We start from the raw sequence: 25,186 nt of genomic DNA, 5'->3' as shown, positions 1-25,186 counted from the left end.
CTTGGAACAACGCTAACCTATAGTTATCACTATGCTCAGCGGATGTCCAGTTTCACTGATTTGGTTATAATACCATTCTTGGTTTGCCACTTTGCTCTTGTAAGAAACTTTGAAACCATGAGAACCAGTTATGGAAAGATAGTTAGAAGAAGTGAGTGGGCAACCAAATTTTAAAGCAAGAGTATCGGTTGGTGTAGTGTAAGTTACCGATCCTGCAGTACCAGCAAGCCCAGGATTGTCTTGCAACCAAAATCCGGAAGTGCTACCAGATACGATTAGCACCGCAGGTTCTAAACCTCTAACCCACTTACCATATTCGTTCTTAAACGAAGATCGTTGTAGTGTTATGCTTGACATGTTAATTATTCTGATGTAGACTGAATAATCACTGGCAAAGGGGCCAAATACTATACTTCCTAATGGGATATCCATGGCGGGATTACAATCGTATTTCCATCGAAGACTCCAAAGCGTATCATCTGTGCCCTCGAAGTATGTTGTATCATAAGATACAAAGGGAGTAGATTTTGTGTAATTGTTACCAGGATTTGTTATCTCGCTACCATCAGTTTTCATCTTCATGAGTTTGTTATTAGTGCCTTGGAACCAGACCCAGCCATCCTGTGTGACAAAAGGGGTCGACAATGCGCTCGTAATACCAGGATAATCTACTATGCTACCATCCGTTTTCATCCGAGTAAGCTTTGCTATACAATCAGAAAACCAGACCCAGCCATCCTGTGTGACAAACGGCATAGTGGATGTCACATACTCGCGAGGATTTGTTATCTCGCTACCATCAGTTTTCATCTTCATGAGTTTGTTATTAGTGCCTTGGAACCAGACCCAGCCATCCTGTGTGACAAAAGGGGTCGACAATGCGCTCGTAATACCAGGATAATCTACTATGCTACCATCCGTTTTCATCCGAGTAAGCTTTGCTATACAATCAGAAAACCAGACCCAGCCATCCTGTGTGACAAACGGCATAGTGGATGTCACATACTCGCGAGGATTTGTTATCTCGCTACCATCAGTTTTCATCTTCATGAGTTTGTTATTAGTGCCTTGGAACCAGACCCAGCCATCCTGTGTGACAAAGGGAGTAGATTTGGTTTCAAGACCAAAATTTGTTATCTCGCTACCATCAGTTTTCATCTTCATGAGTTTGTTATTAGTGCCTTGGAACCAGACCCAGCCATCCTGTGTGACAAAGGGAGTAGATTTTATTTTGCAATCCCCTAATTGTTTCTGATCTATCCTATCAGATTTTATTATCTGATAAACCGTAGAGTCAGGTACCTCATCAAAATTTTTTATTTCAACAAATGTATATCTAGAAGTCTGAGATTCTGGTTCTGCGAAACACTCATACCCACAATTGACATCGTTTACTAGTGCCTCTACTCCAGAAGTAGGATAATGGGTATGTCCAGTAATGGTAAGTTCGACATTATTTTTCAATGCGTCTTGTTGTGTGAACCATGCCATATTGCTTGCAAATGCATCAGTATATATTGATTTTTGAACGTATTCAATGCCATAAGTGTTCACCCAATTAGTGAACAAATTTGCATAATCTTTTTTTACATCGTCAATGGTTTTTGTGCTCCCGTCAGCCATTTTGAATGTACCATCTTCAGGAAATTTTGTTACTTGAACCCAAATATCCACAAATCGTTCAACGGTTGATGCATCAAATTTATCAGCGGCGTACATTTCTAAAATAAGGTTCAATACGGGTAAAAACCTCTTATCACTTAATATCTTTTTATATGAAGGAGCTCCAAATCCTTCTATTTTCCAAGCAGGAACTTTATTCTGTTGAATAGAATAAGAGAGAAGACGTGTGACAAAATGTCCAAGAGGGACTGGATTATTCGGGTCGGGTGCGTTAAAGATGGTGAATAGATGACCGTGTGTAAAAAGACAATTACCAGTGACATATTTATCAGGTCTCTTGGTAATCCTATAGCCGTTGGATAATGGAATTTCGTCGAGATCTGCTTGAGTGATGTTAATGTCGTGATTTCCAGCCAAGTATGAAACATTTCCTTCAAGTGCTGTTACCACCTTATCAAATATACCATTTAATTGAAAGAGATTGGAATTGGCTTTTAAAATATCAGTAATGGATGGTGGTTGGACGTTTGGCGGATATGTCCAGAAATCAAATAGATCTCCCAATATCACGAGCTCTTTAATATTGTCTTTTTGTGAAATTATGTATTCTAAGATCCTTGTCAAATAAGGCTCATGAAATTGATTGTTATACCAACATGCAATACTGTTATCACCAATATGAATGTCACTAATTGATATTATTGTTCCTTTTTTAATTGGTTTACTTGGCATGGGATAAAAGTAATTATACTTAAATTTAAATATCATTTTGAGAAGTATTACAGGGTAGCAATTTTGTTTAAATTTTTTATTCGTTTGATGAAAACGTAATATATTTTTGAATAGTTTAGTATTCAGATATAATAACAGAAAAAACAATATAAATTAGATTATTGCTTTAATTGTTAAAGTTACGAAATAACCCATATACATATAGTTTTTCATTGTAGTGATTCATGAGTAACTTTGGGAAGTGTAACAAATCAAATTAACATTAAAAAACTCCTGGTAAAACATGAATTAATCCAGGAGGCAGATATAAAAAATATACTCACTGGCAAATATTTAACCTATAAATACTATCAAATGTCATCTAAAGGCCAGGAATACATTAAAAGATACAAAGCATTGAGAGAACTTCTTTTGATAAATTAGACAATGAACATGGCACTAAAAATAATAACACTTCAAAGAACTAGATGCGAAAACCTATGCGAAAATGAAGCCTCCATAAATGGATCTGGATATGGTAGATACAACGCAAAATGTCGATACTGTCAGAAAGCCTTTAATGCTTATCCTAGTATCATTTTCTGTTTTTGCTGTGGCATGAGATTAAGTAGACGTAGATCAGTAACAAAGAACCTGAAATATAAAGAGCCACTGATAATGAGGATAGGTTGAATAATAACAATACCCATCCTAATTGATTTAACAAGACATTGCGGTTTATGTAATCATCCATACTCTGATCATAAAGTTAAACCTTCTAAATATCGAGATAATACTCTAGTCATTAGTTGCAGTAATCATGAATGGGATCCCGCTACTCATAAACTTGGGGATAAATGTGAATGTAAGCTGGCTTTTCATCTAAAGTAATTATCGAAACTATCCATAAGGAGGAGTATCAGCAATTACCATGACATCATCAGAATTTTTTGATATCGACTCTCCTCTAGGAGGCTCAGTTATCGAGGATAAAGCTAGTATTTACCTAGATGAAGATATACCCCTCTGTGATGACTGCAAAAACATTGTATTACAACCCTACTTAGATAACAAACTATTCTGCACAAAATGTAAAGGGGCTTATGACCTCATTATGGAATTATCCAGGTCCAGGATTCCGAAACAACAATAGATGTAATATCTTCCCAGGGAATTCTAACTTTCAATAATCAAGATAGCAAAAATAAAGACATCAGAAAAACTAGCAACCACGCAAAAGCAAAACTAAAAGATTTAGAATATTTAGCCAGGGATTTTGATAGGTATAAGTAAATGGCAATAATAGATAAAGACACTATAACAGCATTGAATAAAACTAGGAAGAGGGAATGAAATAGGTAAAATGACAATTCATTTTTATGGAGTATATGAACCCCACGGTAGGCTAGTAGTAGATGAGCGCAAAGAAGAGTTAGTAAAAATTAACAATTCCGCATCAAAAGAAAGTTATGACAAGTTTCGTGAAATTCTAGATGATATTCAAAGTAATCTTGAAGATGTTATAACTGGAAGCATAACTTTACCTATAAATCAACGAAGAGTGACTGAAAGTAATGTCCAATGGTTTATAGAAAATAAATGCAATGAATTTGGGCAAGAAGAATACCGACTAAATAAATACTACTCTGTTGGAATACGACAAGGAGATAAGCACACTTTTCCCGATATGTTTTATGTAATTGTCTTACTGGATAAAGTGAAAGGATAGACTAGGAACAATAAATTACAAACTTATACATGATCACGATGAGCCTTGATGATTTTATTCCTAAAGATGATTTACCTCCAAAGACCCGCAAATTTGAACATAGAATCCTAATAGGTCCAGACCCTAAAGACCCTAGTCATATAGTATTAACTGGAATCCCATTAATCAATGATGAGACAAATGAGTTAATAGCTTGGACAGAATTTAAAAGAGAGAAAAACAAATATCTACTATTATAATGCTAATTCCTCTGCTGTGATTTTATAATCACTCAAAAGAGAATCGTTAAACCCACTTTGTAGATAAGTAATCGATTCGGCAATATGTTTTAAATCCTCTTTAATTTGATCAGAATACTTTTTTTCAGATAGTTCAAACACTTTCTCTAATGTATCGCTATAGAAATAATATCCTAGTTGATTTATGGAATAAAAAATCAATGCAGCTTTAGGATAATCTCTTAATGGATGAAAGTGCTCTTTGTTACTTATTGCCAGATCAAGTTTATCTGCTATAAATGCTAGATACTCCTCTGTTAATTGTTTTCAGTTTAAAATTCCCATTATTCTGAAATGACTAACAATTACTATTAATTAAATTATTTGATAATAAAAATAATAAGGAAATCTTATAGCTATATCCTAATTCTATTCTCTTTATAATGACATTAATCAGCAGCAGCAGCAGCAGAGCCAGAGGAAGATATAGAGAGCCTGTGGGAATTGAAAAAAGGGTTAAAGACTATTTCTCTAAATTGATTGACCTAGGAAACTGCAGGCGTGGTGTTAACAACAACAACACAATTTATTTTGAAATGAGAACTGGATTAGGAAGCGAACATCTAGAAAGAATGAACGAACAATTTGGAATATTTGGTAATCAGATATTTTTACTACAAATAGAGGAGAAAAACTAATCTTTGGATTTAGTTTAGGTAGTAGGAATAACAAAGATATCGAATCCTATTTTGATGGTCAAGAATAATAATCAATCCTTATAGCTATTCTGAATCCTCTCTCCATTTATCATATACACAGGGTTTTACATTCATCAGATGGAGGCTTACCTGATTGGAGATTAGAAAAAGTTGCTTTATTAGCTAAAAAGAAAATTCGCGTCGACCAGATAAATCTGGTTTTCCTTGTACGCCTTCAGTGATCTCCATATAGGGAGATCTATTTTATCATACTCCAGTTGTGTCCTTTTCAAATTGTATCCACATGGTGCCATTACAATTACATCCGGATCCAATTTTTCAATATCTGACATAGTAATTTGTCTTGAATCCATTCCGTTTGAGCCATTTAGTGATATGCCCCCAGCTATTTCTATCATATCTGGCACCCAATGCCCGGCCATATAGAAAGGATTAATCCAATCCAGACATAACACTCGAGGAGGATCATATGTAGATTGATTTTTTCGTTTAGATGATTCATGTACGGTCTGTATCCGATGAATTCTGGATACAAGCTTGTCATGTAGCTCAACTGCCCTATCAAAATTACCTACTTCCACACCCAGTTCAGTGATACATTTGAGAATATCAGACAGATTCTTTGGATTTAGCACCAGATTGGAAGGATTATACCCGAGCACTTTAAAGGTTTGGGTTAATTCGTTTGAAAAAGGTGCACAAACAGAGCACAGATCTTGACTAATCAAAAGATCTGGTTGTATATCTCTCACTAGTTCGTCATCAAGTTTAAAGATTGGTTGATTTCTTGTTGAAAGTTCCTTTATCTTTTCATCGATCTGAGCTCCCGACATGTGTTCAAAATCAACAACAGGTTTGATTACGACGGGTTTTCTTGATGCTTCTAGAGGATATGTACACTCATGTGTAACGCCAGATACGTATTGACCCAGACCTATTTCAAACAATATTTCTGTTGCGCTTGGAAGAAACGAAATTATTCTATTATATTTTTCCAATCCAATCTCAATCCATGTGCCTCAGGTTCTATTTAAAAATATCATTCAACGATTGGATTTATAAAGGGTATACAAACCTTTAAAGAAATCAATTGTTACTTTTGTGTTCAATTTGCTTGATCCTAGAGCCCTCTCGTAGAAGGTATAAGGAATTTCTTTGATCTTCAGGTCTTTGGATCTTACCAAGATCTCAAGTAATATTTTGAAGCCCGAAGTGCTAAAATGCATTTTTCTGATAACGTTTCTTTTTACAATAAAGAATCCAGACATTGGATCAGAAACATTTGACAATCCAAATATCAGTTTGGACAAATTTGTTGCGAATCTACTTAAAAACATTCTCTTTGCAGTCCAGCCTATGATTTGTCCACCTTGGACGTAACGTGATGCAATTACCAAATCCATATCGGAACTTGTTATTTCGTTGATCATATGGCTAATATAAGTTGGAGAATGCGAAAAGTCTGCATCCATAACTATAATATATTGTCCAATGGATGATTTAAAGCCCTCATACAGGGCGGAAATTAGACCAGTTCTTTCCCTTCTTTTTATTACCTTAATGTAGAATTGACTTTCCTGTTTTGGATAAATCAAGTAATATTGATGAGATTGTATTCCTATATTTTCTCTAATTTTGTATACTTCAAAACTGCTTTTCTCCGTAAAGTCTTTGATTATAAGACCGACGGTCCCATCAGGTGAGTCATCATCTACAATAATTAGCTCATACGATTCATCTTTGATTGTAGATGATTTTATTTCATGAATTAATTTTAGAATGTTCTCGGATTCGTTGAATGTTGGAATAACTATGGAATAAAGAGGTGGAGAATTGAATTTTTTTATTAAATCTTCCTGAGTTTTTCTACAGATAACATTCTCGCTCATTTCAATCTCCCATAATTAATGTATTGTAAATTTCAATTCTTGTTACTGCTATATATATACTTGTATATCCAGCCCCAATTTAAATGCGACAAAATACCCTTCTACCTACTGATATACATACTGCCCTATCTATCGGTTAAGAAACCTAATACTATTTACGATAAATTCTAATGTATTTGAGAAAAAGTCATCTTCATCATCATTAGAATCCAGGATATTCGTAGAAAAAGTCATAATAATAAAGTTGGAATTCCCCATTAGTAAAAATTCGTAAACCTTTGTTTGTACACCATTAGAGATATAAGTATAAACCATTTCCTTGCCTGAAGCATTATTTTCATTTTGGAAATTGTTTATTGAAATAATGTTCAAGTCTTGTAAGTTGTTCTTTAGGTATTCAATTTCGTCAAGTAGGTGAACACTTAATGTTTCATCTATTTCTTGAGTAAAATTTGGAGAAGAGGTTAAATTGTTAATACTATTACTAAAAATATTGTAATAAATGTCCAGTCTCTCTAAATAGGTATCCATTTCGTCAGTTTGCGTTGAGATAAAAGAAACACGATTATTTCCTTCATCTATGGTCCAACTATTAGGATATGAGAGCTCAAACCCAAACTCAGATTTATAGATGGAATGATTATCTGAAGAATTAGGTAACAAATTATTGTTATTATTATCTTTAACTTCATTTTGACCCCAGTTAATGTCCAGAGAGTAAATAATCTTGTTTATCATTGGATTGTAATATTCAAATCTTTCTGGAGTGGTGGCAAAGGTCAATATGAAAGCGGTATCATCTTCTATAATCCAAGTCTGTAAAACTCTTACTGTTTTGCCATTTACATTATGATTAAATAGTATACGTTCCCCTTGAAGGTCTGTAATGTTTATTGGTAATGAGTCTATCAGTTCAAAATCAATAAGTCTTGAGGACAAAATTTCTTTGGCTGATATTGAATAAGCATATAAATCGATGTTTGAATCCTCCAACTCCTCAATACCCACAGATAATTTATCTTGATGCGCTAAGGCTGGTAAATTTCTTGGAGGACTTATGGTAATGGCATTCTGAATATTATCATTTAACGAGCTTTTTTCAACTTTCCAATCATCTGGTAAGGATAGCATAATAGATAGGTCATCATTCACTTTGATACCAAGTTTTGACCAGTTATCATTAACTGTAACTATAGCACTAGCAATTGGTTGCCCATTGAAGTTCAGAGAGTGTAAAGGCAAAAGCATAACAATAATAGCAACAACGAAAAGAAGAGGACGAGGACGAGGAAGGGTTGACAAAAGCGATGGACGGACATTGCTAGATGACGTATTCATATATTACCTATATTCTCCTAATCAATCTGTTGATTGATAGCTTTTGATACAACCAAATTTCTCAATTGCATATCAATGAACTCGTATTTTATTTAATATGTAAATAATAAAAAAATTTTTCTGGATGTTTTAAATCGATCCTTCTAAAGCTCCGCAAATCCCTACCAAACAATGTCAAATTCTCTTGCTCGGGGATCAGAGTATCTACCTATCTACCTGTCTTGCTGGACTGGTCTAACCAAGATCTCGTTAACATTGACATGAGCAGGGGAATTTAAAGCATAAAATATTGCGTTGGCGATATCTTGCGCATCCAGTGCTTTCATTTTTTTAACTGACTCAACAAAGGACTTTAGCGACTCATCCGTGATAGTATTATAGAGCTCGGTTGATACAACACCTGGTTCAATACAAGTTACCCTAATGTTGGATCTCTGGCTTAGTTCTTGCCTCAAACCTTCGCTAAAAGCAGTTACTGCATGTTTAGTAGCGCAGTAAACACTTCCTGCCGGGAACACCACTCTTCCTGCAACAGAAGAAATGTTCACTATATGACCAGATTTATTTGAAAGCATTGTAGGAATTACGGCCGCCGTGCTATACAAAAGACCCTTTAAATTAACATCTACCATTCTGTCCCATTCATCTAATCTTAAATTCTTGACAAAGCTTAATGGCATTAAGCCTGCGTTGTTGATAAGTACATCAATGTTTCCATATTCTTGGAGGGCCAAATTTGCAAACTTGGTACACTCGTCTCTTCTTGTTACATCTAAAGAGGTTGTTAATATACTCCCATTTTCGTTTTCAATCGCCTTTTTGAGTTCGTCTAATTTCTCAGTTCTTCGAGCTCCGGCGACGATTTTGGCACCAGCTTTTGATAAGGTAATCGCTGTCGAATATCCTATACCGCTACTTGCACCAGTTATCAAAACAACTTTGTTCTTTAACATGGATTTGGTTTAGATTCGCTTAAATTTAATCATATTTAATTGCATTAATTAGTAATGCCAGTCTACTGTGGTAAGCTATGTACAATATGTTATGATTTATGAATCATAATAAGAAATCTGAATGTTGTTTATTTGGGTATGATACATGCTGTGATTATCCAAAAATCTCGAACATAGTACTAGTTCGTAAATTAAAATGATGAATCAAGAGCAAAAAACATAAAAAATGGTGGTGGTGATGGGGATGGAAATTTCGTTACTTGGGTCCATGATATTCTTCAGGATAGGCGTCCTTCTCGACAGTTTCGATAGGCTCGCCTGTAGGTAATGGAGCATTCTTGTCTACTTCGTAGTTGTAAATTTCAGGAAAATCTATTTTGAGGATTACATTCATTCCGACTTGATAGATTTCGGATTTGGGGACATCGAATCGCTTATTGTTTTCGCCGAAAATGACTATCTTGTCTGGGGTTTCTTTCATAACGTGTCCCACATGATCCTCATTCTTTGCCCTCACTCCTTTGTTAAACAGGGTATTGGGATATTTTCCTTCATAGGTGGCCAAATCCACCATTTTGTCTGGTTCATTCCAAGGATCCTCTCTACTTGCAGGCAGAGGAGCATCTCTTCGTACAGCATACTTCCTCAAATCATTGAAATTCAGCCCTATGAGCACGTTAGCCCCTACCTGTTGGATTTCTTTTATCGGTATATCATATCTTTCATTTTTTTCTCCAAATACTACTATCTTGTCTGGGGTTTCTCTTACAACATATCCAACGTTAGGCTCATCCAAGGCTTTTACACCTTTATTAAAGTATTTTCCTGAAGTCATAATTGATATAGGTAAAAATAGCATAAATAAACTTTTTACATTTCATACTTTTTGGTCATGTAAGAATAAGGGTTTGCTTAATAATGATACTTATTGACCGTCTCTAATCCATAACCGTCCGTACAGGAATAATTAGCTGGACAAAAAATAAAAGTAGATCACCAACTTGGACTTGTTATTGGGCAAAAGTGTGAATTCTATCGAATATTACGTCATTTTAACATCATGAAAATGTCAAATAAAGATGGTAATCTAGTTCTTCAATAAATAATCAAAACAGCATCATCATCCACTATCCTTTCACAGGTGGGATTCTTGCAATCAATACTATGTTAAACGATACCATAGTTAAGTTAGTAGATTGATTATCTTTATTAGCTTTTTTATCAACCAATTATCCATTCATTTATTCGTTCAAATGTAATCAAAAAACATATGACTCTTATCTACATAGATGACCAATTTCCATAATAATTTAACGCCTATTGGGAAAATTTTGAATAGACCAGAAGCAGTTTATCTAAGAATTTTATATCTAAATAAAGGAGAACTACATTATGTAAGCTTTGCACCAACTTGATATTAATCAGAGATCAACAACCTAAGATAGTTGTCATTTGAATTTGATTTATCTTCAGTAATATGTCCAAAATGCCATACAACAAGTAGTAATGACAATTTGGAAGTAATTGGGTTACATGTGTTTACTTTGGACGATGGCGATAAATTACCTTATTATGATATTGAGTGTCAAAGTTGTTTCGAAGTATTTACCAAAGGAGCCCCCCTTTGTCTTAAAGATACATGAAATACAATTTATTCTATCCTTGTTTTGATTTTTAGGTTTTGATCCCAAGCAAAATATCAGGTAGTGTATATTGTAGGTTAATTATTTTGAAATTGCTTACCCAACTTCCTAACAAACTATTTAAGAATAATATTTGTTTATTTTATAGTGAAATTCGGTCGGAAAAAAGGAACAAGCTATGGAGAGGAGGAATGAAAAAAAAATCAAGAAGAAAGCTGAGTGTTTAAATCTTGTCTAGAGAAATGCTAGCAATCCTGTATTTATTGCATCTGAAACAAACGCCAGCATTTTAAAAAATACTGACTGTAAGATACTATATTATGGTATCAAATTGGAACTAAAATGAATGTAAAAAAGCGATTAGCGACATCTATCAAGACATGCTTGTCTTGATATCGTGATAGTACGTATTTACAGTATCGATTGTCCGCTAAATCAAGCCGAAACTTCCAACGGCGATTGACAAATGTTGAGAAAATTGTGTCCTTACAGATTTAATAGATGGCGAATCAAACAGTAAGAAGCATTAAGAATGCCTTTTCTATCCGTACAATATACTTTTAAACGAAAAAACCTAACTTTGTCGAAGATAAATGAGTTCATTGGATGAATTTTCAAAGACAATCCTCGTAAAAACTCTACTTCATGACAACAAAATGAAGAAAGAGCAGAGAGCTTTTGTTGAAAAGGGAGACATACAAAATACTTTAAAGTATTATACATTGAGAAGACAAAACTTTAAAAAAATAGCTGAATTATCTAAGACTAGACATGTTGATTTGACAGTCCAAACTTTTCTCAACCAACAAAGAGGCGAGATGGAATTGGAATTAAGAATTTATCAATACCAAAACGAATTAAATCTGATGATCGGCGAAATGTTATCGAAGATAGATTCTCTTAAACAAGACCTCGCAGTAAAAGAGAAGAGAATAGAGAGGTTAGAAAAAATTTTAAAAAAAGTCAGACCTGACTTGTCTGAAATAGAAGACTGATTAGCCCAATAAATTACGCTAGTCAGTCTTCTTTATTAACGCTGAAATTGGCAATGTTATGTTTATTTGAAAATATTTATGTTTACTAATTAATAGACTATTATTACCAGTACATTATATTTAATATAACGGCATATCATTGATTATTTTATAATCGTTACTGCAGAATATTATACTACTAAATCTATTTATTAAGGTTACTTACAGGATCTTCTGTGGAAGAAACAAGAATATCTCTTTATAAATTTATGGGCAATTATACTTATACTTGCCATATATTTTCAGGCCAATATCATATACTTCAGATTTATCTTGACACTGGGTTAATCAAACTCTCACCCTTTTATGCAAATAGAGGTCCAGATGCAATAAATTTTGATGATCTTAGATTGGGAACTGATTTTAACAAGATAATTATAGAACATGATGAGATCAATAAACGGGTCCAATTGTTTGATGAAGAAAATACTCCTAGACTTTGGTTCGAATACAATACTCATTTGGCATTTACACCAGTTAGAAAAGATTAGTATTTTAGGAGAAACACGTAAAAGTGAAATAATACCATTATTTCAAATAACTTAAGAGTAAATTCACCATCTTGAGGATTATACAAACTAATGAAAAGGAAGAAGAACAGTTCTATGAATTAAAACTAAATAAACGTACTAACCCTTATCATTCATAGTAAGGAGATATTCTTGACTCAGGTAAACTTCCGTCATTGTGAAAACTAACTTAATTGATATTTCCAACAATTATGAAAAATTTCGAAATGAATTGTGAGGATTCACAACTATTTATTTAATAGTTTTGTTAATGCTGCTAGCGACTGATACCAGAATAACGATTAGTCTTATTTAGAAGAAACCAATTGGTGTAATGGCAAATAATAGCCCTAGCCCCATCAAAGGGACCCAAAAAATTGTGATTCTATTATGCTATACCTATTCACTAGAAGAAACATTTGAGTTATCAGTTGATAAAACCTGCAGTGCAAATTGGCCCTATATTGAAACGATCGCATAGTATAAGGGTTGCTTTTAAACAAAATACTACATTCATTCTACTCTTATCTTCTCTCTCAGGGTTTTCACAACAGTAGCAACGATCTTGTGATATTAATGGTATGCAAGAAAATAGATTTCAATATCTTGCAATATTATTAACGTTGAATTCGATTTGGAAACGCAAATTATCTTTGAGACAATGTCTCCAGTGCATTTTGATGAGCATCTACCAAAACCAAATTTTTGTCTTCATTGTTTTATTGTTTTGACTGTTCTATTGATCTGGTTTTGATTTTTCTAATTTATCTATCAAAGTATCAAGATAGTCATTATCCATATTACCCTCAAGACTTTCCACAGGACAAGCATCTTTAGAGAATTGGAGTATAGTTTTTAGATTCTTTATATCTTCCTCCGAGAAATCTATTTGAACCATATAATTATAAAGACACGTTGTTGCTTTAAGTATTTTGATCTGCGTACTTATTGGTGTCTTTTTTTTGTCAATTGGATTTCTTCTAGTATTGTAAACTATGCTTCATACAATATAACAATGTCAGACGCATTTGATGAGATTAAGCAATTAAAAGGATGAAAAATGCAGAGCAAGGTGCCAAGGCAAAGAACAATCTATTAAAAATCATGCTCGAGGAAAGCTTAGCTTTGAAACCCTAAACAAGGTAAAAGAAAAGGACAAGTCTCTTTGTCAAGCCGTTTAATTTCCACAATGTCTAATTTAAAATACGGTTTGAGCTTTCGGGATGAGTACATTTTTGCATACTCCAACCAAATGCACCATTGAAATGCACCATTGCAAAACTTTGTAAGTGTTTTGTCTCGCATGATGAAATCTTAAAGTGTGCCGCAGCATGCATACAATTTAATTAGAATTGCATTAAACAATTCTAATTTTTTCATTACTATTGCTATACACAATTGCAGTATGTGCATATATAAAAATTGATCACGTAATGACTTGAAATAAGATCGAGTCTTGCATAAAAGACAGACAATCAAAGTTCCTTGCAGAGGTTCTATTTTGTCCTATTAAGAGGTCTCGTTAGTTCATAAATCAGTAGTAATAATACTTTTTTGGATCCAATTATATGATACTTATATTGGTATTAATTACCAGCACAAATACATACTAAACTTTAACCATATAACAAACATATCAATTTCATGAATCTCTGAGCAGCATGATGTTTATGAGAGAATAATGCCGGGATAAGTCCGTGCTTACAGTTAATTGAATATCAATAGATAAAGGTATGTTACGGCTCTGTTCATTTAGCGTCAAGTCTATAGCTTGAAGATGTCCTATCTCTTTTATGAATACTAGAAACAGAACACCTTCAAAATATGTGTATTATGGCTTACATTTGTACTTTTCAGGTCTTTCTCTTAGGAAAACATCTGAAAGATTATCATACTGTATCAAACGAAATCATGTCACTATCTGGAACTGGATTCAAAAGTACCAACCTAAGATTATCAAGACAAAACAAAGAAGGATATGTGAATTCATTGTAGATGAAACATTGCTTAAGGTTGGTTCAGAATACACGTGGTTATGGGTTGCAATAGATGCGAAAAGTAAGGAAATTCTCTCACTATCCATTTCTAAGGAGAGAAACATGTTTGTTGCGGAACGGTTTCTGTCAAACATAGTCAGAGACTATGGAAAGCATCCAGTTTCAACAGATGGTGGTACTTGGTATCCCATGGCTTGTCAATTCCTTAAATTAGAACACCATCTCCATTCCTCCTATGAAAAAAACTTGATTGAAAGAACAATGCAGTATATCAAGGACAGAACTGAAAGTTTCGATGATTACTTTCCCTGCAGGCTAAAGAACTGCAAACTAAAACACGTAAAAAACTGGTTGAACCTGTTTGTCGACTATCACAACAAGGAATTAAAACCTGTTAACTGAACAGAGCCTATGTTACGATTCAATGTAGTTACCTTGAGACTACATTTTTGATAGTTCATCATCACATTGTATTGTGTTGTTTCGTTTTGTTTTGTATTGTTATAGTTGTGTTCCTAACACTTTTCATGATGTCTAAATTTTTGATATCCGGACAAATTATAAATCCAGTCTAAAGTTTGATAGATTAATCTAATACATTCTTACCATCAAGTAGACCCTAATTTTTCTATTTCATTTCCTGGTGACGTTCGACTTAATTCTTTATTAGATGAACCGTCAACAGATGCAAAAGTAGAATCCCAAGATTATCAATTGTTATTAATAAAATGAGAAAAATTCCAATAGACAAATATAGAAATTCTAATCCCAGACAAAAAAGCCAAGAGGGATAAACATACGCTGTAGATGCACCAGAAGGAAAATTAAGGCCTCTATATGAATCTAAACATTTGCATCTACTATTTGCAGATTATTCTTGTTGTTCCTCTCCGATCCCTTTTGACAGGCAGAGCAACAATCAACCTTGGACGGTAGTTGACTAGGACCTGTTCATATTTTCACGTCTGAATCAGAGAGAAATAAACTAAAATTTTAACATATTTAACGATTTTGTAATTGATACACAACTCATAATTGAGAGTAAAAAGGTATATAAATACGCTGATTGTCGATCATAATTACCGAATGCAAATTCAAGGTCTTCATTAAGCATTTTCGATATGGCTCATTAGTCCTGCCGCCTCCTACTTCTAAAAGATGTCAGGGCCACCACTATTCCCATTAGATGAATCAATTCGTAAAGTGGAAATCAACGCTTACCTGTAACTAACAGAAATTTTACCTTTGGTTTTACTTACCCTTTTCTAATAACATAAGAATGACTTGCATTATTACAAGATTCTTACAAATTTCTGAATAAACGGTAACTAATCTGAATATAGTTGATTTCGAAAAAAATTAATGAAGCAACTATTTAATGGATTGATGCAAGTATGGTTGTTTCAATCAATCATCACGGTCGTCCCAGTCATCATCATTATCATCGATGTTATAGGCATTAATTAGACCAAACTTTTTTACAAAAAAAGACAAGAAATACCCTCTTCTTTTATTCCTGAGGATATCTTATCGATGCTTTCTGTTTGTCATCTTTTTCAGATCCTATCTGATTCCTTAAACCTTCTTTTATGTCGTCAAATATTGAAACTAGATCCCAGTTCTTCTTCGAGGTATAAATATAACGCTTATTTGCTGTGAATATATTAGCCGTCACTTCATATCTTTTTTTCTGGCTGCCTTCGCTTTCTATCGCTTTAATCCTACATCTTGCTTCTTCAATTTTTGGGGTAATCTTGCTTAGAAATTCTACAATATTGTAGAATTTTGATTTTATCAATTCTGAATCAAACGGATCATCAGGCATCCCTATTATATATACAGGCAATTCCCTCTGAGTTTGTTCTCCTAACAATGAAATTATATCTCGATATGTAATTATCCCCAACACGTCGTCTGAGGATTGAACCATAGTGTAAGTTGAATTCGTCTTTAACAATGTATTAATCGTAGTTGTTATATTATCATTGGGTTTGACTGTTACAACATTTTTATCAGCTAAACCCATTACTTCCTGATTTGATTTTAGCTCATAATCCGACCCTAAAGATCTCCTTCCAATGCTTTCAGCAGGTATCAGCGTCTGTAGAATATGGGTTGAAGTTATCATTCCTTTTATCACTACACTACTGTCCCGGCGATTTTCTACAACAGGTAGGTGATCTATGGACTCTTTTTTCATCATACCTTTGGCCGTATCAAATTTATCGGATGGATTAATAGTTATTAACGTTGGCGTCATAATGTCTGCTGCAGTTATCTTGCTCTGAAGATTAGTCTTTTTCTTTGAGATAGTATCATAAATATACTGCATAATTCTCTTTGACGATATTTGTCCAATTATTTCTTGATCTTGATTTCCGTCTTGGTCGATTACTACAGGAAGAGATTTCAGTCTCTGCAGATTCATTAACCTTGCAGCGGTTCCTAGATTGTCATTCTCTGTCAGAGTGGGGATGGGTCTTCCTACAGTTGAAGATTTTAACGTTTCAATATGCGTGGAAGATAGAATATCTCTTATATTTATGCAGGAAATGGATTTTCCTGGTAATTGAATAAACACCTCATGAACATCTTCTTTTAACATCATTCCAATAATTTTAGATATTGGTACATCTTCTTTTGTTAATATTGGATTTTCTACAAATTCCTTTATATTCCTGCTATGAACTTCCATTAAAGAATCATAAAGATCTCTACTGATTTCTTGAGAAATCATTTCATTTTTATTAAAGGTAAAGTGGGTAATATGCTTTTGAGAACATCCAATATCGTTCTACCAACATAACTTTTATAAAAATAAACCAACCTCCCTAATTTGGATTAGTCTAAAAACTTCTAAAATACTTTTCACATATCTTTAAAAATGGTGATTATTCTTATTTTACCAGTCATAGATTTAGCCAGATTCTTCCATAACCAAAAAATTTGATAACTTTCGTTCATGGCACTTTTGTTTGTTATTTAGTAATTCAGGTGCAGCCCACTCTAGATGGCGACTGTTCGAATGTTGTATGTGGCAGTCATAAAAGGAACCTGACATGAATGATTTATTTTCTTATCACAACGTTTGAAATTACTATCCATTGAACACCCAAATTGACCTCTAGAACAACTTAAATTGGTTAAATGTATATAATACATCATTGAAACCAATACTACATACTTTCTATTGAAATCGGAGGGCAGATAAGAGTCAATATTGCGGTATTGGAAGAGATATTAATAATCTATTTCATTATCCCAAAGTGCCGATGTTAATAAGCGATTAATCACAACAAGAAGTATTTTATAATTTCTCTAATATCGATATTATCAGTTAAGAATGCAAGACTAATCTTGATAAATTTTTTAAAATAACAGAATAATGCACAAACATTTAGATTCGTGTGAGAAAATGTCTCATAATTAATGCACAAGGATATTGAGATGGACAAATATGACCTTACTAAACATTTTGATTCAAAAATACTCGATATCTTAAAGGATCCAGAGCAGCGGAAATTAAAAGACAAATATCTTGCAATCGCCTTCTGGGATTTAAGTGGATTTGCTGATTTATGCAATAATCTGAGTAACGAACCATTTGCAGTAGCTGAACTTTTAGAATTATATTTTGAAGAAGCAAACAACGTCATTCATAGATATGATGGAATAATAGACAAATTCATAGGAGACGGTGTGATGGCATTTTTCGGATATTCCTCTAACGATAAACAGGAAATTGCCTCACAATCGATTGATGCTGCATTGGATATGAGAAAAAAATTTAGAGAAATAAAAAAAAGCTGGTCCACTAGAGTTGTTACCAAACCGATCAATCTAGACGACGTTACCTTGATATGTGGAATTCACATAGGAAATGTTTTGTTTGGCCTCCTAGAGACAAAAAGTAGAAACCAAATAACCCTTGTTGGTTCTAATGTTAACTTCGCAAATAGGCTCGAAGGAATAGCAGAAGCAGATCAAATAGTCGTTTCAAAAGAGATCATCGATCTCATAGGAAAAAATTACTATTTTGATACGATTACACATGATATTTATTCTTACGGAAAAACTAAAGTATTTAGCATTCGAGAAAAGAAAATTCATTAAACTAAACATATAAAATCGAGTTACCATAACAATCCTTCCAAGTAAAAACCAAGTTAGAATATTTGAATTATCATCAGAGTTGATTCACAATTCATTTTCAGTCGACGTAGGAAAGGTCCTCATAGATTCCCATAACCAAAAGGATATCTCTGATCATTACAGTAAAATATTATGTACTGTTGCAGTTATTAAGTAGGCTCGTTGATAAACGATAGTCATAAAATACTTTTATATTGATACAAGATTATGAATAGTATAGTCATAACCTCTTTTGCCATCTTGTTTATAATGGGAAATGGTTTTTCACTATTGCAAGCTTATAGTCAAACAAGTCCAATTACTGAAGAACCAAGTCCTAATTAGATTTTTGATTCGGTTCAATCCTTACCAGACAAAGTTACAATTTCCTTTACAGAAAGCCCTGAACCAAGAGCAAGCAGTATCAAGGTCATCTATTCAAATAATGAGAGAATAGATAACAACGATTAACAAGTATTGGATGCTCGAAAGTCACTTTCTATTTCTTTAGACAAGTCTCGAATTTTACCTGGAATCTATACAACAGATTGGTTTGTATTATCAAAAAAAGATGATCACATTACAAGAGGGTCGTATGTTTTTTTAGTTGAAGAGAACAATGTTTAAGCTCAAAGTCAAGAACAACAACAACAACAAAATACTTCTACTATTAGTTCATCACCAGGTTACTTAAACAACTTTATGACATCTGATGATATAGGGGTTGTATTTGAGATAAATCCTAATAAGGCGGGCCAGAACAGCTTAAATGTTTCTACTATATACAAATGGAATAGCCGTAGAAAATATTAGAAATGTATTTGAGTTTAATAATCCTGCAAAGATTTGGGTCCTATAGATGATACAATGGATAAAGTAGCACCTGGAAAATATTCGTTATTTGGGAACTATTTAAGTCAAAATGGAACATGGGAAATCAAAGTTATTGTTCAAAGAATAGGTGATTATGATATAAACCATATATTTGATGTAGGAGTCAAATAACTAAATTAACCCAGCCTGATTGTGTAAATCCTTGACTATTTTTGTAAGCATGTTTCAAAAGGGATATGATTAATTGTAATTTGTTAGGGTTATTATTACTCTTTTCAATAGTTTTGTAAAGTCATACTCAAAATGAATAAGTTTTCTCTTATACTTAGTAACAAATCTATCTATTAGTGATCTTTTGCAAAATTTTTTTTGAGAATTAAACCGTTTAAAGTGTAAATGATCTTTGGAAACTGTCCAGAGTTGTTTTGGCAATATCATCTAAATCTATATTGTTTGTGTTATTCCAATAAGGATGTGTAAACAATTTTGGAATAATTCACTTAGTATTAGAAAAAAGAGGTTTGGTAAAAGATCGCCAAACTGAGCAAAATTAATGTTACAACATTCTAATTGATTTAAATTTCTAAACAAAATGTTAGAAAGTAGGTCAGTATAGATTTGATACATATGTTGTATTTAGTAACACTAGTTCTATCATTGAAGGATATCAAACAAGAGGATACTAATTTTTTCTTTGCCTATTTAAATATACTTTACATATGAATCTACAAATCTTCTTCTATATGAAATACTAATAATTTCTGCATCACTGAATCGGTTTTATCATTAATTATTACGAAGATATCGTTTACTGATTGATCACCTCTGCATTAAGGTACTAGTACATCTGATTTGTAGGCGAAAGCTTTATGCATTAACTTTTTCTAAATGTACTACGCATATGGCAAATGAAAATATAAAGAAATGCTTGGAAGAAAGTGGAGAAGTAATGATAAGACTAGACAATAACGAAAGTATAGAATTGCACAAGCACAATGTCAGGTTCGAAGACTCTTCACAGGAGATTGTTGTTGACACAGGAACCGAGACCTATTGGATAAGTGCAGATAAGGTATCTTACTACTGGATACACAAAGAGGGAATGGAAAAGGGATAATATTACTATTATTTATTTTTCAACATACATTTCTTATTGTGGCTGCAACATATAAATAACATTAGACGAGTTTGTTGGATATGCATACAGTATCGGATTATTGAGATCTTTTGCAGTTAGGCCTAATCTTATTGCTATTGAAAAGATATTTATTACTTCTTCAGAATGTGAACCCAACAAATGAGCCCCCAAAATCTTATCTGTTTCTTCTTCGATTAATATTTTAAATCCAGAATGAGTTTCGCCTATTCGTCTAGATGAGTACCACTTTGAGGTATCTTTGTAGTTAACCCTAAACTTTAGACCTTGTTCCCTTGCTTCTTTTTCTATCAAACCTACTGATGCAAGTGTTGGAATTGTAAACACAACACTCGGCAAACCCTTATAATTGGATTCCATATTGTTTCCATTTAATATATTGTTTGCTACTATATTTCCGTCATAACTTGCAACAGGAGTTAATGGCGCACCATCATTATCTACAGAGTCCCCTGATGCATATACAATAGGATTAGAAATACTTTGAAGATATCTATTTACTTTTATACCTCTGGTGGTGTGTTCGACGTTGCCACTTACTAAATCCAAACCCTTGATATTTGGGACTCGCCCGGCACCATGTATCACCATATCAGCTTCAACTTTTGATATTGTGGGCTCAGTTAAAGATGATTCTCCATTTGAATTAGGATTTGTGTTGCATGAATAGTAAACGATTAATTTAATACCATTGCTATTCTCGCTATCTACCAAAGATGCTTCCTGCCTGTCGACTCTTTCAACTTTTTTTTCCAATAGTACGTTTATACCGATATCTCTACTCTTCTTTACTAATTGATTTACCAGGTCTGGATCAAAATGTCCCAATGGTTGTCTACCCCGATGCAAAATTGTAATTTTTTTGATACCACACCGAGCAGCAATATGAGCAAATTCAAACGAAATATATCCTCCACCTATGAATACAATACTATCAGGCAATTGATCTTTATTTAGCTCCATGAACTGATCGCTTGTAATTACGTTCTCTGATCCATGAATATCTAGATCAGCCGGTTTAGCACCAGTAGCTATTACAATATGCTTACCTCTTAATGTGGTATTGCCAGAGTCATTTTCAATTTTGATTAAATCAGTGCCAACAAATCTTGCACGGCCGTGAAACGGAACGATGCCGTTATTGACGTAACTCTGTTCCTTCTCCTTTGGTACGGGATCTGTAAAAGTTCTCTTGAATCTTATTAAATCATGCCATTTTATGTGGGTCTCGTCTACATTGACTATTCCCTTATCTTTGTGCCTTTGGACGGAATCAATTGTTTTTGCAGCTTCCAAAAGAATCTTTTTTGGTTCACATCCGCGTATTGCACAAGTTCCACCGAAAGGTATCTCGTCAATAATCGCGACAGTTAACCCCTCAGAGCGACATTTCGATGCTACTGCAGATCCTGCAGTTCCTGTGCCAATAACAATCAAATCAAAAAGATAATTACCTATCATTCATAACCAATTCCAATAAACTAGCAAAAATCTCAGATATGACAGAGATGGTTAAAACAATTCATTCTCCAAATTCGCTTAACATCGATTGACTCTGCAAAATTTGAGGAATAGAATAATTTGTCTAGTTTGTCATATTCCTTAGATGTCATACCATTCAATTGACTTGATTTGTTACTTGCGAAGGATTCAAGTAGATGCTTATTACAAATCGAAGGAGAAAGGAACGGTGATAGTACTTGTGACCTATTTATCCAAGGAATCATTTTTTGTGTGAGCATAACATAGTATGAATATTATACTATATACAGATTTAATATTGAAAACTCAATTTGCATTTACCACTTTTACCATTAAGTCGAATCTTCTGAACGGTACCTAAATTGCATCGACGATCAGATAATGAATTTGCCAAAGTCATCATCTAATAATTGATACAAGTTAATATCGATTTGAATGTCAATACAGTAACAAAAAATTTTGATTTGTCATGATAGAAAGTATAAGGTTATTTCCAAGCCGAAAAGATTGGCAATACCATTTTTCAGTCAAGACAAGTCAGCCACGATGATACAGGAAATATCACAGATGGGAGATATGGAGAGTCAATTGCGTCAGGCTTATACAAATATACTCAAACTGTTGAACCAATACGGTGCAACAATGGCAAATTTGGTTGATGAGGTCCTCATTATAACCGATAAGGATGGAGCTATTACTCATCCTTCCAAATATAGACAAGAGATATTTTCTGAAATTCATGTTATCTCAAGTACAATAGTACAAATCAAGCGTCTCTCTTTTCCTGATCTCATGATAGAAACTGGACTTGTTGGAGAGATTTAGAATCCACTTAATATTGTCCCAATGTTTAATGCATGACCCACTTTGTTGAAGCTGGTAAAAACGTAAAAGGTATCTTGGAAATAAAAATTCAATAATATTGTCGTATCCCACCTAATATCGATAGTATTTCTAGGATTCGTTACTAAATACATATCTTGTAATGATCTTTATACAGCCAACGGCATTTGGAATGACAAGTTATCCATAATCTTATACTTTTATGAGAAGAATAAACGTCAAACTGCTTTAAGGATAAGGTCAGGTTACATTAGCATAGAAGTGACAATAGACTTCTGAAGGTTTAGATTGATAATTTATTTCTATGTTTTACTTCTATTGAATGGTTGCAATAGTAACGGTATTTGTAAAGGAGCTATTAGGTTTGTTTCACAATATTCAAAAGCCGAAACGACATAATAAAAACGATAAAAATGAACACTGCAGAAACAAGAAAGGTATTAGAACCAATCAAATTATACAATATGCCTCCTGTTATTAGTCCTATAATACTGTCTAAGCTTCCCATACTACCTCCGACACCTTGGATCACTCCTTGATGAACTGTCCCGGCGTGTTTTGAAAGTATCGACATAAATGATGGCCAACTAAGACCATTACCTACCGCAAAAAAGATTAATGCAACATAGACTAATATTGTGCTATTAGGAATAGACAGTAAAAAATTTACACCCAAAATAAAACTTCCTATTATGAACAATTTTTCTTCAGAAAATTTTTGAAGTGCTTTTCGAAGTATGGGTCCTTGAACCAAAATCGTTACTCCACTTAATACAAAATAGTATAGACCCATTTCTGTTGAGGACCATTTCAAACTTGTAACTGCATGAATGGGAAAAGCAGTATAAAATACATTAAATCCAAGGAAAATGAAAAAGTATAATACTAGTAGGAATGATAAATTCTTCAATCGAAATACATCTAGGATGGAGAGGTTGTTAGGATTGTTAGGCTTATAACAGGGCTTTGGTTCACAAGCAAAAATCTTTCTAATGGATGTTTCTTCTCTCAGATTGATCTTTGAGGTAGTTATGGCTGTCGCAAATTTTGATTCCTTCAGTTTGAACGCTATCACAACTACTGCTGCAAAGGAAATTAATACAGCTGCTAAAACAGGTAACAATTCCTCATAAGCCGTAGAACCCAAAATTCCAGCTAATGCAGGTCCCACGATAAAACCCAAATTAGACGATATTGCCATCTTTCCAAAATTCTTACTTCTAGATTTATCAGTAGAAATATCTGCAAGATATGCATTAGCAACAGAAATGTTGCCACCTGTTATCCCATCTAGAGTTCTTGAAAAAAATAATACAATTATTGGAAGTCATTTATCGGAAGTGTGATGACAAAAGTGCCTAGTATGACTGTATCAACACCATAAATGTTCCAGACTGGCAATAATAGGGCAGTTAGGAAGATTATCCAGCCTAAGAATGTTCCACCATTGCTTATTAGTAAAACTTTTTTCCTCCCTATGGTATCAGACCATCTTCCTAATAAAGGGGCACCAATCAACTGGAAAGCAGAGTAAATTGCAGATAGTATTCCCTACACAAGCGCATTACCGCCAAAATCTATTACTAAAAAAATTAAAAAAGGCAAGACGATACTAAAACTCAAAGTTCCGATAAAATTTGATAACAGCAATGAAAATATTGAAACATGTCTTTCAAGAGTGGTCAATTTGACTACAATCCAAACCTATTGGATACAAGTATTTGAAATCTTTACTATTCTTTGGGTATTAATTTATCAAGTACGACCAATCATCTATCTATTGCTATTTGAATAACTTTTGACCTTTCTTGGGGCGCGCCTAACAAAGTATTCTTGAGGCGAAAATTGCAAATCCATGTCAACATATTGTTGAGATTATTATAATTTTAATTTGAATATTTATCTTGTAGGTCCTAATTCACCATGGCAAATCTTAATCTTGGGTATGAATATCATTTTTTTTAGATTTGAGGTGTCTATTAAATCTACTAATCTATCAATAATTCATCAACATAGCACCATTTCCAATATTCGTTTGGCTCATATGATCGAATCATAGGGTGATTGGTATTTTTAAAATGCTTTGTTGCGTGCTTGTTCTTGGAATTATCGCAACATCCTACTTTGCCACAAGAAAGGCATACTCGCAAGTGGACCCATTTATCTCTAATCTTTTCGCATTCCTCGCATCCTGTTGTATTCCCGTTCTTATCCATGTCGACAAGTTTGATGTGTTCACATGGGATTTTACTAAATTCATCATTTTTTGACAATGTCTTTATTAATTGATGGTTATATTTGAGCATGCAAAACTAATAGATAATTTGGATCATGAATATAAGGCATCAATAGAATATACATGAACATGAATGATGCC

At 33.6% G+C, this 25,186-nt stretch carries 25 protein-coding genes; 12 read left to right on the top strand and 13 right to left on the bottom strand.

The genetic code is table 11. From position 1 onward, the window contains the following. Window positions 1-12: 12 nt before the first annotated feature. Window positions 13-2,355 carry a DUF5050 domain-containing protein gene (locus tag NFRAN_RS00310; protein WP_172601993.1) on the bottom strand — a complete coding sequence of 781 codons (2,343 nt, stop codon included), beginning with the start codon at window positions 2,353-2,355 and terminating at the stop codon, window positions 13-15. Between the two features lie 910 nt (window positions 2,356-3,265). On the opposite strand from NFRAN_RS00310, the gene NFRAN_RS00305 reads away from it, so the two are divergent. The 3 genes from NFRAN_RS00305 (at window position 3,266) to NFRAN_RS00295 (ending at window position 4,302) form a co-directional block, all read left to right on the top strand. Beyond that, window positions 3,266-3,487, top strand: a complete 222-nt coding sequence (locus NFRAN_RS00305; protein WP_134482546.1) for a hypothetical protein — start codon at window positions 3,266-3,268, stop codon at window positions 3,485-3,487. A gap of 210 nt (window positions 3,488-3,697) precedes the next feature. After that, window positions 3,698-4,063 carry a hypothetical protein gene (locus tag NFRAN_RS00300; protein WP_134482545.1) on the top strand — a complete coding sequence of 122 codons (366 nt, stop codon included), beginning with the start codon at window positions 3,698-3,700 and terminating at the stop codon, window positions 4,061-4,063. 38 nt (window positions 4,064-4,101) lie between these two features. Then, complete coding sequence (locus tag NFRAN_RS00295; protein WP_134482544.1) at window positions 4,102-4,302, top strand: hypothetical protein; 201 nt, start codon at window positions 4,102-4,104, stop codon at window positions 4,300-4,302. On the opposite strand, the gene NFRAN_RS00290 is transcribed toward NFRAN_RS00295, so the two are convergent. Further along, window positions 4,297-4,443 (bottom strand): hypothetical protein, encoded by a 147-nt coding sequence (locus tag NFRAN_RS00290; protein ID WP_172601992.1) that lies wholly within the window; start codon window positions 4,441-4,443, stop codon window positions 4,297-4,299. The genes NFRAN_RS00295 and NFRAN_RS00290 overlap by 6 nt on opposite strands. Before the next feature lie 281 nt (window positions 4,444-4,724). On the opposite strand from NFRAN_RS00290, the gene NFRAN_RS00285 reads away from it, so the two are divergent. Next, a complete protein-coding gene (locus tag NFRAN_RS00285) occupies window positions 4,725-4,979 on the top strand; it encodes a hypothetical protein (RefSeq protein WP_134482542.1) in 255 nt (84 codons plus the stop codon). 179 nt (window positions 4,980-5,158) lie between these two features. On the opposite strand, the gene NFRAN_RS00280 is transcribed toward NFRAN_RS00285, so the two are convergent. The 5 genes from NFRAN_RS00280 to NFRAN_RS00260 all read right to left on the bottom strand — a co-directional run bounded on the left by NFRAN_RS00280 (window position 5,159) and on the right by NFRAN_RS00260 (window position 10,015). Beyond that, on the bottom strand, window positions 5,159-5,998 hold the full coding sequence (locus tag NFRAN_RS00280) for an ABC transporter substrate-binding protein (RefSeq protein ID WP_172601991.1): 840 nt from the start codon (window positions 5,996-5,998) through the stop codon (window positions 5,159-5,161). Between the two features lie 45 nt (window positions 5,999-6,043). Then, the gene (locus NFRAN_RS00275; protein ID WP_134482540.1) at window positions 6,044-6,889 is read right to left on the bottom strand and encodes a polyprenol monophosphomannose synthase; all 846 of its coding nucleotides are present in this window, start codon (window positions 6,887-6,889) and stop codon (window positions 6,044-6,046) included. 129 nt (window positions 6,890-7,018) lie between these two features. Continuing rightward, a complete protein-coding gene (locus NFRAN_RS00270) occupies window positions 7,019-8,227 on the bottom strand; it encodes a hypothetical protein (RefSeq protein WP_134482539.1) in 1,209 nt (402 codons plus the stop codon). Window positions 8,228-8,439: 212 nt separating this feature from the next. After that, a complete protein-coding gene (locus tag NFRAN_RS00265; RefSeq protein WP_134482538.1) occupies window positions 8,440-9,180 on the bottom strand; it encodes an SDR family oxidoreductase in 741 nt (246 codons plus the stop codon). Window positions 9,181-9,436: 256 nt separating this feature from the next. Continuing rightward, window positions 9,437-10,015 (bottom strand): hypothetical protein, encoded by a 579-nt coding sequence (locus NFRAN_RS00260; protein ID WP_134482537.1) that lies wholly within the window; start codon window positions 10,013-10,015, stop codon window positions 9,437-9,439. A gap of 610 nt (window positions 10,016-10,625) precedes the next feature. Here NFRAN_RS00260 and NFRAN_RS13385 point away from each other — a divergent pair. The 3 genes from NFRAN_RS13385 to NFRAN_RS00250 all read left to right on the top strand — a co-directional run bounded on the left by NFRAN_RS13385 (window position 10,626) and on the right by NFRAN_RS00250 (window position 12,348). Then, on the top strand, window positions 10,626-10,823 hold the full coding sequence (locus tag NFRAN_RS13385) for a hypothetical protein (protein ID WP_145987973.1): 198 nt from the start codon (window positions 10,626-10,628) through the stop codon (window positions 10,821-10,823). A 593-nt stretch (window positions 10,824-11,416) separates the two neighbouring features. Further along, complete coding sequence (locus tag NFRAN_RS00255) at window positions 11,417-11,818, top strand: hypothetical protein (protein ID WP_134482536.1); 402 nt, start codon at window positions 11,417-11,419, stop codon at window positions 11,816-11,818. Window positions 11,819-12,033: 215 nt separating this feature from the next. Continuing rightward, the gene (locus NFRAN_RS00250; RefSeq protein ID WP_145987972.1) at window positions 12,034-12,348 is read left to right on the top strand and encodes a hypothetical protein; all 315 of its coding nucleotides are present in this window, start codon (window positions 12,034-12,036) and stop codon (window positions 12,346-12,348) included. Window positions 12,349-13,102: 754 nt separating this feature from the next. Here NFRAN_RS00250 and NFRAN_RS13440 read toward each other — a convergent pair. Further along, the gene (locus NFRAN_RS13440) at window positions 13,103-13,264 is read right to left on the bottom strand and encodes a hypothetical protein (protein ID WP_172601990.1); all 162 of its coding nucleotides are present in this window, start codon (window positions 13,262-13,264) and stop codon (window positions 13,103-13,105) included. An 895-nt stretch (window positions 13,265-14,159) separates the two neighbouring features. Here NFRAN_RS13440 and NFRAN_RS00245 point away from each other — a divergent pair. Further along, complete coding sequence (locus NFRAN_RS00245; protein ID WP_134482534.1) at window positions 14,160-14,765, top strand: DDE-type integrase/transposase/recombinase; 606 nt, start codon at window positions 14,160-14,162, stop codon at window positions 14,763-14,765. Window positions 14,766-15,873: 1,108 nt separating this feature from the next. Here the strand turns inward: NFRAN_RS00245 and NFRAN_RS00240 are convergent. After that, window positions 15,874-17,100: a CBS domain-containing protein gene (locus tag NFRAN_RS00240; RefSeq protein ID WP_134482533.1), complete on the bottom strand. Its 1,227-nt coding sequence runs from the start codon at window positions 17,098-17,100 to the stop codon at window positions 15,874-15,876. Between the two features lie 692 nt (window positions 17,101-17,792). On the opposite strand from NFRAN_RS00240, the gene NFRAN_RS00235 reads away from it, so the two are divergent. From NFRAN_RS00235 to NFRAN_RS00230, 3 genes are all read left to right on the top strand, one after another. Beyond that, window positions 17,793-18,476, top strand: a complete 684-nt coding sequence (locus NFRAN_RS00235) for an adenylate/guanylate cyclase domain-containing protein (RefSeq protein ID WP_134482532.1) — start codon at window positions 17,793-17,795, stop codon at window positions 18,474-18,476. Window positions 18,477-19,340: 864 nt separating this feature from the next. After that, window positions 19,341-19,499, top strand: coding sequence for a hypothetical protein (locus tag NFRAN_RS13435; protein WP_172601989.1), 159 nt, complete (start codon window positions 19,341-19,343; stop codon window positions 19,497-19,499). A 730-nt stretch (window positions 19,500-20,229) separates the two neighbouring features. Next, complete coding sequence (locus tag NFRAN_RS00230) at window positions 20,230-20,445, top strand: hypothetical protein (protein WP_134482531.1); 216 nt, start codon at window positions 20,230-20,232, stop codon at window positions 20,443-20,445. Between the two features lie 33 nt (window positions 20,446-20,478). On the opposite strand, the gene NFRAN_RS00225 is transcribed toward NFRAN_RS00230, so the two are convergent. Beyond that, window positions 20,479-21,945, bottom strand: coding sequence for a dihydrolipoyl dehydrogenase family protein (locus tag NFRAN_RS00225; protein WP_134482530.1), 1,467 nt, complete (start codon window positions 21,943-21,945; stop codon window positions 20,479-20,481). 528 nt (window positions 21,946-22,473) lie between these two features. Between NFRAN_RS00225 and NFRAN_RS00220 the strand changes: the two genes are divergently transcribed. Then, window positions 22,474-22,791: a Rid family hydrolase gene (locus NFRAN_RS00220; protein ID WP_134482529.1), complete on the top strand. Its 318-nt coding sequence runs from the start codon at window positions 22,474-22,476 to the stop codon at window positions 22,789-22,791. 376 nt (window positions 22,792-23,167) lie between these two features. Here the strand turns inward: NFRAN_RS00220 and NFRAN_RS00215 are convergent, their stop codons facing one another. From NFRAN_RS00215 to NFRAN_RS00210, 3 genes are all read right to left on the bottom strand, one after another. Continuing rightward, window positions 23,168-24,079 carry an MFS transporter gene (locus NFRAN_RS00215; RefSeq protein ID WP_425321217.1) on the bottom strand — a complete coding sequence of 304 codons (912 nt, stop codon included), beginning with the start codon at window positions 24,077-24,079 and terminating at the stop codon, window positions 23,168-23,170. Between the two features lie 47 nt (window positions 24,080-24,126). Then, window positions 24,127-24,327, bottom strand: a complete 201-nt coding sequence (locus NFRAN_RS14415; RefSeq protein ID WP_197731076.1) for a hypothetical protein — start codon at window positions 24,325-24,327, stop codon at window positions 24,127-24,129. A 470-nt stretch (window positions 24,328-24,797) separates the two neighbouring features. Continuing rightward, window positions 24,798-25,025, bottom strand: coding sequence for a UBP-type zinc finger domain-containing protein (locus NFRAN_RS00210; RefSeq protein WP_134485525.1), 228 nt, complete (start codon window positions 25,023-25,025; stop codon window positions 24,798-24,800). Window positions 25,026-25,186: the final 161 nt, after the last annotated feature.

It is taken from the genome of Candidatus Nitrosocosmicus franklandus, assembly GCF_900696045.1.
Classification (GTDB): domain Archaea; phylum Thermoproteota; class Nitrososphaeria; order Nitrososphaerales; family Nitrososphaeraceae; genus Nitrosocosmicus; species Nitrosocosmicus franklandus_A.
Note: the sequence above shows the minus strand (reverse complement) of the source record. Positions and strands in the feature narration are given on the sequence as shown.